Origin of the sequence: Pseudomonas sp. 18.1.10 (assembly GCF_024655625.1) — a bacterium.
Lineage (GTDB): Bacteria > Pseudomonadota > Gammaproteobacteria > Pseudomonadales > Pseudomonadaceae > Aquipseudomonas.
Genome location: NZ_JANLGL010000429.1, coordinates 1 through 2,076, shown reverse-complemented (window position 1 = coordinate 2,076; position 2,076 = coordinate 1). Strand labels below are relative to the sequence as shown.

Annotated in this window: 4 protein-coding genes; 3 read left to right on the top strand and 1 reads right to left on the bottom strand. The window is 63.5% G+C overall.

What is annotated here, in order from left to right; genetic code table 11:
* Window positions 1-62 precede the first annotated feature (62 nt).
* On the bottom strand, window positions 63-524 hold the full coding sequence (locus NUV89_RS29460) for a TlpA disulfide reductase family protein (protein ID WP_257784086.1): 462 nt from the start codon (window positions 522-524) through the stop codon (window positions 63-65).
* A 115-nt stretch (window positions 525-639) separates the two neighbouring features.
* On the opposite strand from NUV89_RS29460, the gene arsC reads away from it, so the two are divergent.
* The 3 genes from arsC to NUV89_RS29445 are packed head-to-tail and all read left to right on the top strand — an operon-like array spanning window position 640 to window position 1,995.
* On the top strand, window positions 640-993 hold the full coding sequence (gene arsC / locus NUV89_RS29455; RefSeq protein WP_257784085.1) for an arsenate reductase (glutaredoxin): 354 nt from the start codon (window positions 640-642) through the stop codon (window positions 991-993).
* Entirely contained in the window at window positions 990-1,604 is a 615-nt protein-coding gene (gene wrbA / locus NUV89_RS29450) for an NAD(P)H:quinone oxidoreductase (protein WP_257784084.1), read from the top strand. Before arsC ends, wrbA begins: the two co-directional genes overlap by 4 nt.
* Window positions 1,588-1,995 (top strand): DUF2069 domain-containing protein, encoded by a 408-nt coding sequence (locus NUV89_RS29445; protein ID WP_257784083.1) that lies wholly within the window; start codon window positions 1,588-1,590, stop codon window positions 1,993-1,995. Before wrbA ends, NUV89_RS29445 begins: the two co-directional genes overlap by 17 nt.
* Window positions 1,996-2,076: the final 81 nt, after the last annotated feature.

Below are 2,076 nucleotides of genomic sequence, written 5' to 3'. Positions count from 1 at the left end.
GCATTCGCGAGCAAGCCCGCTCCCACACAAGCCCGCTCCCACATTGGATTTGTGTTGTGGCTTCAGCCGCGCAAGGCCTTGAGCTTGGCGATCACACTCTCTGCCGTCTGCTCACCCATCATCTGCTCGCGCACCTTGCCCTTGTCATCAATGATGTAGGTCACCGGCAACGCTTCACTGCGCGGAATATCAAAGATCCCTTCCGGGTTCTGCGCCAGCACGGTGAACTTGATCCCCAGCTTCTCGCTGGCCGCCTTCAATTCCTCGCCCTGCACATTGTCGAAGTTGACCCCGAACACCCCGACGTTCTGCCCTTTCAACTGGTCCGCCAGCGCGTTCAGCTCGGGGATTTCCGTGCGGCACGGGCCACACCATTCGGCCCAGTAATTGACCACTACCCATTGTTTGTCCAGGCGCTCGGCCGGGACTTTCTGGCCGTATTGGTCAACGCCGTAATCGTTGCCGCAGCCGCTGAGCAGCAGGGTTGTGATGATCGCCAATGCACCGATCAGTCGATTTGTCATGGGGTAATCCTTCGCAAAAATGAACGTTGGCTGCGACCTATCGCCTCTTACGGTTTAAGGACGGGACGCCGCGCGGGTAGAATACCCGCCACCTTACGCAAGATGCGACCCGCACATGACCGATCTGACGCTTTATCACAACCCGCGCTGCTCGAAATCCCGCGGTGCGCTAGAACTGCTCGAAGCCCGCGGCCTCACCCCGACGGTGGTGCGCTACCTGGAAACGCCGCTGGACGCCGCACAGTTAAAGGCCTTGCTTGCCAAGATGGGTCTCAGCGCGCGCCAACTGCTGCGCACCGGTGAAGAGGAATACAAGGCCCTCAACCTCGCCGACGCCAGCCTCAGCGAAGCGCAACTGCTCGCCGCCATCGCCGCGCACCCCAAGTTGATGGAACGCCCGATCCTCGAAACCGCCGACAAGGCCATCATTGGCCGTCCGCCAGAAAACGTGCTGGAGATCCTGCCGTGACTGCGCCGTATGTGCTGGTGTTGTATTACAGCCGCCATGGCTCGGTCAGCGAAATGGCCCGGCAGATCGCCCGGGGCATCGAGCAAGGCGGCATGGAAGCGCGCCTGCGCACCGTGCCGGCGATCTCCACCGAGTGCGAAGCCGTGGCGCCGAGCATCCCCGACGAAGGCGCGCTGTATGCCAGCCTCGATGACCTGAAGCACTGCTCGGGCCTGGCCCTGGGCAGCCCGACGCGCTTCGGCAACATGGCCGCGCCGCTCAAGTACTTTATCGACGGCACCAGCAACCTGTGGCTGACCGGCGCCCTCGTCGGCAAGCCGGCCGGGGTGTTCACCTCCACCGCCAGCCTGCACGGCGGCCAGGAAACCACGCTGATGTCGATGCTGCTGCCGTTGCTGCACCACGGCATGCTGATCACCGGCCTGCCCTACAGCGAACAGGCGCTGCTCGATACCCAGGGTGGCGGCACGCCCTACGGCGCCAGCCACCACGCAGGGCCGGACGGCAAGCGCCTGCTCGATCAACATGAAATCGCCCTGTGCCGCGCCCTCGGCCTGCGCCTGGCGAACACCGCGACGCTGCTGGAGGCCGGTCGTGGCCAAAAAGCCTAAAGTCCTGCCGCCCCAGGCGTGGCTGGAGCCACGGGTCAAGATCGCACGCGCATTGAGCCTGCTGGCGTTCTTTGGCCTGGTGGGTTTGCTGTGCGGGTATTACCTGTTCGTCGCCGACCTGCACGGCGCACGGCCGTGGGTGATCCTGCTGATCGAGCTGGTGCCGCTGCTGTTGCTCGCGCCGGGGATGCTGCTGGGCAGCGCACGGGGGCATTCGTGGATGTGCTTTGCGGTGAACCTGTATTTCATCAAGGGCGCGCTGGCGGCATATGACCCGAACCGGCAGTGGTTTGGGGTGCTGGAGATGGTGGCGAGTCTGGCGGTGTTTTGTACGGCGTTGTTGTATGTGCGGTGGCGGCATCAGTTGAATCGGCGGTTGGCTGAGGCCTGATCGCGCTGTAGCGCCTGACCGGCCGCCTTCGCGAGCAAGCCCGCTCCCACATTTGACTGCATTCCAAAGTTGGAACTCGGT

Excerpts from the sequence above, each read along its gene's own strand:
- NUV89_RS29460 (WP_257784086.1), bottom strand. The coding sequence starts at position 524 with ATGACAAATCGACTGATCGGTGCATTGGCGATCATCACAACCCTGCTG.
- arsC (WP_257784085.1), top strand. The coding sequence starts at position 640 with ATGACCGATCTGACGCTTTATCACAACCCGCGCTGCTCGAAATCCCGC.